Annotated in this window: 5 protein-coding genes and 1 pseudogene; 3 read left to right on the forward strand and 3 right to left on the reverse strand. The window is 72.4% G+C overall.

What is annotated here, in order from left to right:
• Positions 1 to 887 precede the first annotated feature (887 nt).
• The 3 genes from ND747_RS30190 (at position 888) to ND747_RS19465 (ending at position 2967) form a co-directional block, all read left to right on the forward strand.
• The gene (locus ND747_RS30190) at positions 888 to 1295 is read left to right on the forward strand and encodes a helix-turn-helix domain-containing protein (RefSeq protein ID WP_251735219.1); all 408 of its coding nucleotides are present in this window, start codon (positions 888 to 890) and stop codon (positions 1293 to 1295) included.
• Positions 1296 to 1358: 63 nt separating this feature from the next.
• Positions 1359 to 1967, forward strand: a complete 609-nt coding sequence (locus tag ND747_RS19460) for a hypothetical protein (protein WP_308204659.1) — start codon at positions 1359 to 1361, stop codon at positions 1965 to 1967.
• A 7-nt stretch (positions 1968 to 1974) separates the two neighbouring features.
• On the forward strand, positions 1975 to 2967 hold the full coding sequence (locus tag ND747_RS19465; RefSeq protein WP_251735222.1) for a bifunctional lytic transglycosylase/C40 family peptidase: 993 nt from the start codon (positions 1975 to 1977) through the stop codon (positions 2965 to 2967).
• Between the two features lie 98 nt (positions 2968 to 3065).
• Here the strand turns inward: ND747_RS19465 and ND747_RS19470 are convergent, their stop codons facing one another.
• From ND747_RS19470 to ND747_RS19480, 3 genes and pseudogenes are all read right to left on the reverse strand, one after another.
• The gene (locus ND747_RS19470; RefSeq protein ID WP_251735223.1) at positions 3066 to 3221 is read right to left on the reverse strand and encodes a hypothetical protein; all 156 of its coding nucleotides are present in this window, start codon (positions 3219 to 3221) and stop codon (positions 3066 to 3068) included.
• Between the two features lie 410 nt (positions 3222 to 3631).
• Complete coding sequence (locus tag ND747_RS19475) at positions 3632 to 5302, reverse strand: FAD-binding oxidoreductase (RefSeq protein ID WP_251735225.1); 1671 nt, start codon at positions 5300 to 5302, stop codon at positions 3632 to 3634.
• An 86-nt stretch (positions 5303 to 5388) separates the two neighbouring features.
• Positions 5389 to 6646: pseudogene (locus ND747_RS19480) on the reverse strand (serine/threonine protein kinase); the annotation flags it as partial.

Genomic DNA, 6646 nt, shown 5'->3' on the forward strand with positions numbered 1-6646 from the left:
GGCGCGGGGTGGGGCGGACGCGCGCGGCGGGCGGCTGCGCCGCGGGGCGGTGCCGGCACCCGGCGTCGATCCGTCTGGCCCGGAACGTGTCGATGCGTGGGGGTCGGATGACCGTGGGATACGGTCGGCTTCCGGATGACTGCGGGGGGCAACGGCGGCCGGCCGACCGGCACGCCGGCCACGGCTACTGCGGGACCGGTTCGTGTCCGGTGTCGCCGGCCGACCGGACGTGACGTCGGTATCGCTTACACCATCCGCACCCGGTCCATCCGTCGATGTCGCATCATCGAGGTGGAATGCCTCGCTCTGCCACGCTTCGTCGGTCGGCTGGGCCGGGTCGGGCTCGGTCCGCCGACGATGGCGTCGTCGCCCGGAGCGCGCATGGGGAGGTAGCTCGGTGTCATCGACACCGGCTGTGACATCCATCCCGTACGGGTCGTCGGGATCGGCTGCCCGGTTGCGGGAAGCCGCTGAAGGGAGGCGGGCTCCGATGAGGGAGACAGGCCGCGCATCGCCTTCCTCACCGTGCGGTGCCTGTGGCACGTCGCTCACGGGCCGTCGCCCTCCCGGCTCTCTCATGGTTAGCTAGTGCCAGTTACGGTTACTTACCGTTACTTATCTTGAGCTGTGGTCGGATCGATGTAACACGAGCTGTTCGAGTATGACAAGCTCAGGTTGAGGCTATCCAGGACACGTGGGTCGGTGTAGCTTCCGGAACCGGACAGCCACGGGTCGAACGGCCCGGATGGGCCGCACGCCGTCCGTCGACGTTCGGTCGCCGCTGTCCGTCCACTGCGGTTCGGTCACCGCAGTCACGCAACGCAGTCGTAGGTAGCTGCCACGTGCAGTAGGTCAGGTTCGCAGTAAGCAGGGTGAAAGGGGCGTCGGTGGCGCAGGACGGCTACTCGATGGCGGCACGTCCGCCGTCCGGCCGCGCCGGGCTGCCGGCTGGCGCAGCCCCGCCGTTGCGCGGCACGCCGGTCGGGAGTTCCTCGGCGCGCTCGGGATCAGGCGGCGGTGCCGGCTCCGGCCTGGCGGCCGGCATGGCCGCCTCGGCGGTGACCACGCCCGCGCCGGCCGGGTCGGCGATGTCCACGATGGCGTCGGCGCCGCCGGTGCGCCCGACCGACGATGACGACGTCCTCACCGTGGACGAACTGGTCGCCTGGTTGCGGCTGTCCGAGAGCACGGTGCTCAAGCTCCTGTCGGAACGTGCGATCCCGGCCCGCAAGGTCGGCCACCAGTGGCGGGTGCGCCGCGGTCGGGTGCGGGACTGGCTGGACGGGCGGGAATGACCCGGCACGGCGATGATTTCCCGCGGCACTGACCCTCGCCGTGCAACGCTGACGGCGTTGCTGGTGCTGGTGGCGTTGACGCTGTCCGGCTGCGGGTCGTTCGGGCAGACCGACACCCCGGCCCCGAGGCCGGCGACGACCACCGGCCCACCGCCGGGGGCCAGCCAGGCGCCGGGTCCGCCGCTGGCCACGGCCACCGTCGGCGCGGCCACCCCCGTCCCGGGCGGGGCCGTCGACAGGACCGATCCGGCTGCGGTCGCCGCCGACTGCTTCACCCGCTGGCAGTCGTTCGACGCCCGCACCGACGCCGGCCCCGCGGCCGGCGTGGAGCGAGCTCGGAACTGCCTCACCGTGGACTTCGCCGCCACCCTCGGCGCCGCCGGATCCACCGGCGCGGACGCAGACGGCCAGGCCTGGCAGGACCTGCGCGCCGCCGGCGTTCACTCGCAGATCAGCGTGCTTGCGACCACGCCGCTGGGCGGCATCGACACGACGGCGACCGGCCGGGTCGTGCTCCAGCTCAACGTCCGCCGGCAGACCGTGACCGGCGACCAGCCGGCGGTTGTCGCCGTCTCCACTCCTGCCCTGACCCTGCTGCGCCAGCCGGACGGCACCTGGCTGGTCGCCGGGGCGGATCTCGCGAGCGTCGCCGGCGACGCACCGGGGCGGTGAGGCGCGGATGGCCCGTAGTTTCCCGGCTACCCGCCCCCGGCTGGCCGTCTGGGCGGGTGTTGGCTTCACGATCGTCGTCGGCGGGATCATCCTGCTGGTCTCGATGCTGATTCTCACGCTCGCCGGGCCGTTCATCGGTCACCACGACGGCAACAGCACGATCAAGAACTCCAAGGGCATCCCCGAGGAGTACCTGCCGATGATCACGGCTGCGGCGAACGTGGCCGGCTGCGAGGAGGTGACGCCGGCACTGTTGGCCGCCCAGCTGCAGCAGGAGTCCGGTTTCAACCCGCAGGCCCGCTCACCGGTCGGCGCGATGGGCATCGCCCAGTTCATGCCTGGCACCTGGGCCAGCCATGGTCAGGGAGACGTCTGGAACCCGGCCGATGCCATCCCGGCCGCGGCCCGGTACGACTGTGCGGTGGCGGCGAGCGTCGCCACGGTGCCCGGCGACGGGCAGGAGAAGATGCTCGCCGCCTACAACGCCGGCGCCGGGGCCGTGCTCGCCTTCGCGGGTATCCCGCCCTATACCGAGACCCGTAACTATGTACGGACGATTCTCGCGCAGGCCCAGGTCTACGGCGACGATCTGGGTGTCGGTGCGTCCGTTCCGACCGGCTCGGTCGAACCCGTACTGGCGTTCATGGCCTCCCAGGTCGGCAAACCCTACGTATGGGGCGCGGTCGGTCCGGACTCCTGGGACTGTTCCTCCCTCGTCCAGGCCGCCTACCGCACGATCGGCGTGGAACTACCGCGGGTCACCACCGATCAGTTGGCCTACGGTCCGCAGGTCGCCGGGGTCGATCCGCAGCCCGGCGACCTGCTGTTCACACCCGGCACCGACGGAACCGCCGACGCGCCCGGCCACGTCGGCATGTACATCGGCGACGGGCTGGTCATCGCCGCGAAGGGCGCCCGCTGGGGAGTCGTCGAATCCGACATCTCCTCCTGGACGGGAACCGTCGCGGTCACCCGTCCACTCGCCAAGGACCTTCGCTGAGGACCTTTGCTGAGGACCTTTGCTGAGCCCGGTGCGGCGCCGATGGTCGCTGACGTGGTGAATCGGCTGACGCCGCGGATCGGTTGACTTCCGGTCGGTCAGGCGAAGTTGCCGACGAAATCCGACAGGCCGGTGCCGACACCCCCGAGGAAGGCGACGATGCTGCGGACGAGGTCCGCGGCACTTGCGGGGGAGGTAACCAGGAAGAAGAGCACGAAGAGTGTGATTCCCCATTGGAAAAGAACCTTGCTCATGTGGGACCTCGCAGCACAGCTCGCCGGTACGGCCGGACACCGACGTCGGCCTATCACCGACAGCATTTATCTACTCACTTTGAGTAGTCGCCGCAAGCGGAATCGCCGTGCGCTCAGTGTCACTCTCGTTGCCTCTGTGTCCTTCACCCAGGACGGGTGACCGAATCGGGGCGATATGAACATCCGCCCCTGATCGCGACGCGAAATCCCGACAAGGTATCGACGCTGATCGTCCAACGGCGAGCCAGTAGGCGGACAGTGCCTGACGGGCGTGTAATAAGGCACCGCCCCGGGCCGGTGACGTCGACTCCCGGCCCGGGGCGGCCAACCGTCCGCCGCAACCAGCCGCCCGGCTCGGCCCCCACCCAGGGCCGGCCCCCACCCAGGGCCGGCCCGGCCGGGCCGGGCGTTCAAGCGGGGGTGAGGCCCTGGGCGAAACGGAACAGGTTGTTCGGGTCGTAGGTGCGCTTCGCCTGGCGCAGACGGCCAAGGTTGTCGCCGTAGTAGGCCTGGGCCCAGTCGGCCCGTTCCGGGTCGATGTAGTTCTGGTAGGCCGATGACGACACGAAGGGCGCCATCGCCGCAACGGTCGAGCGCAGCCAGCGCTGGTTGGCGTTCTTCGCCGCGGGCGGATCGGTGATCTCGTAGCCGGCGACGTACTGGGCGCTGGCGATCGCCGAGCGGTGGACGAAAGCGGTGTCGGTGGGCGCCACCCGGTTGATCTCGCCGCCCCAGGAATCCAGGATCACGGCACCCGAGCGGACGCCGGCCGTGCGCTGGCGCTGCTCGATCGCCCCCAGCAGGGTCGAGACGCCGCGGGCGGACAGCGGCTCGGTCAGGAAGGCCGAGGCTGCCCGCTGGGCGACCCGTGGCAGGGTGCCACCGGGCGCGCGGTCCCGCAGATGGCAGGCGGCCACCTCGAGGCCGGCGCAGCCGGCTTCGATGAGCATCGCCCGACGGTGATCACGGGGGGTGACGGTGGTGCTGGTCGGCTGGTGGCCGGCGGCATCGGCCAACGTGGCGAGCTGAGCGTGCACCGCGGCGAGGCCGGCGTCGTCCGCCGCGGCGCAGGACACCCCGCTCAGGCGCAGCGCGGGCGTGCCGCCGACGCCGCCGTTGGGCGTGGACGACGCGACGCAGGTCGACCAGAGGGTGTCCGGGGCGCCACCGGGATCGGAGATCCACCGCTGCCAGGCGGTCAGCACGTCGGCGGCCGCCGCCCACGGCCAGTGGCAGGTGAACAGCACCAGCGGCGTGGCCGCATGGGTGGCGAAGCCGAACGAGGTGACGATGCCGAGGTTTCCGCCGCCGCCTCCACGCAGCGCCCAGAACAGGTCGGGTTCATGCCTGGCATCGGTGTGCACGAGTTCCCCGGAGGCGAGGACGACGTCGGCGGACAGCATTCGGTCGCAGGTCAGGCCATGGCGGCGGCCGAGTACGCCGATGCCGCCGCCGAGGGCGAGCCCGGCGATGCCCACCGTCGGGCAGGATCCCGCCGGCAGCGCCCGCCCGGCCCGGCCTAGCTGGTCGTAGACGTCGACGAGCAGCGCGCCCGCGCCGATCCGGGCGGTTCCGTCCGCGCCCGGGGTCACCGTGGCCATCGCGGTCACGTCGACGACCAGGCCGGTGGTGGACGAGTACCCGCCGTAGCTGTGGCCGCCGGCGCGGGCGGCGATCGGCAGACCCTGCTGGCGGGCGAAGTCGATACAGGCCGCCACGTCCGCGGGGGACTGGGCGCGGGCGACGGCCGCGGGATGGATGTCGTCGAACGCCGGGTCGAACAGGCGGCTCGCCGCGGGGTAGCCCGGATTGCCGGGGCGCACCAGCGGCCCGGCGAGTCGCTTCTCGAACGCGGCCCAGGCAGCCGGGTCGGGCGAACCGGACGGCCTGGGCCGCGTGGCGCCGTCCTGGCAGCCGGCGAGTGTCCCACCAGCGAGGACGAGGCCGGCCAGCCCCAGCCCACCCACCCCCGCGGCCCGCAGCACCGACCGTCGATCCGGACCGTGCACCTGACCTCCCGCGAACGTGCCGCCGCCCGGCCGGCCCGGCTCGGCGCGTGATCTGCGGCGAAGGTATGTCATTCCCGGCACCGGCGCAGTGGCCTGTCCTCGGCAGGTCGGAGCGCGATCCGTGGTCCGTCCCGCCTCGTCCGCCTCGTCCCGCCTGGTCAGGAGTCGGGCGGTCGCAGGACGGTCGACATGGTCCGGTCGGCGCCGACTCGCCGGACCGTCCCGTCCGCGCAGGCGAGATAGAGCGCGCCGGACGGGTCGACAACCACCCCGGAGGGTTGGTCCAGATAGGCCTGGGTGGCCAGAGCGCCGTCCTGGTTGCCGCTGGAGTAGGACGCCGAGCCGGCCACCGTCGAGATGATCCCGTTCCTGTCGATCCTGCGGATCACGTAGTTGCCTGTGTCGGCGACGTACAGCGAGCCGTCGGCGCCGAGCGCCAGGCCCTGCGGGTTGTAGAGCAGGGCCTTGGTCGCGGCCCCGCCGTCACCGGTGCGTCCGTACGTGCCGGGCCGGCCCGCGACCAGGCTGATGCGTCCGTTGCGGTCGATGCTGCGCACGGTGTCGCTACCCCGGTCGGCGACGTACAGGGTGCCGTCCTTGGCGAGGGCCAGGCCGCTGGGCTGGTAGAGAGTGGCGTTGATGGCTGGCCCGCCGTCGCCGGCCGAACCGGACTCGTTCGCCCGGCCGGCCACCGTGGTGATCGAGCCGTCCACGATCCGCCGAATTCGATAACCCTCGGTGACATAGACGGCGCCCTTGGCGTCCACGGCGACGGCGGTCGGGTCGTCGAGCCGGGCGCGCAGCGCGTTGCCGGAGTCGGCGGCGAACCCGTCCGCGTAGTCCGGGCCGGCGCCGGCCACGGTGGTGATGGTGCCGTCCGCGGCGATCCGGCGCACCCGGCCGCTGTCGGTCTCCGCCAGGTAGACGGACCCGTCCGGGCCGACGGCGAGGCCGTTCGGCTGGCGCAGGTCGGCGCGCAGCGAGGGACCGTTGTCGCCGAGCACCGGCGTCGGTGACGGTGACGGAACCCCGCCGGATGGGGTGGGCCGCGGCCCGCTGCCACCGACCTGGCGGGCCTGACCGGATGAGGTGAGCCGAACGATCCGACCCTGTCCGCTCCCGTCCCCGCTGCCGGGGACGGAGACGTAGAGCGCGCCGTCGGAAGCCAGCGCGATCCCGGACAGCTCCCCCAGCCCGGCGAACGAGACGGCGTCCGCGGCATAGGCCGACCGGCCCCGGGCCGGGTCGTCGTCACCGAGCACCACGACGTTCACCAACAGCCCGACGACGAGGCCGACGGCCGCGACCGACGCCACCGCCACCAGTGCGCGGCGCCGCCCGGAATCACCCCGCCTCCGCCGCCCGGCCCGCACGGTCGGGGCCAGCGGGGCCGAGGGGGCCAGGGCCCCACCTGGC

Source organism: Frankia sp. R82 (assembly GCF_023716925.1).
Taxonomy (GTDB): Bacteria; Actinomycetota; Actinomycetes; order Frankiales; family Frankiaceae; genus Frankia.

Bases quoted from the DNA above. Each gene is read 5' to 3' on its own strand.
- ND747_RS19465 (WP_251735222.1), top strand. From the start codon at position 1,975: ATGGCCCGTAGTTTCCCGGCTACCCGCCCCCGGCTGGCCGTCTGGGCG.
- ND747_RS19470 (WP_251735223.1), bottom strand. From the start codon at position 3,221: ATGAGCAAGGTTCTTTTCCAATGGGGAATCACACTCTTCGTGCTCTTC.
- ND747_RS19475 (WP_251735225.1), bottom strand. From the start codon at position 5,302: ATGACATACCTTCGCCGCAGATCACGCGCCGAGCCGGGCCGGCCGGGC.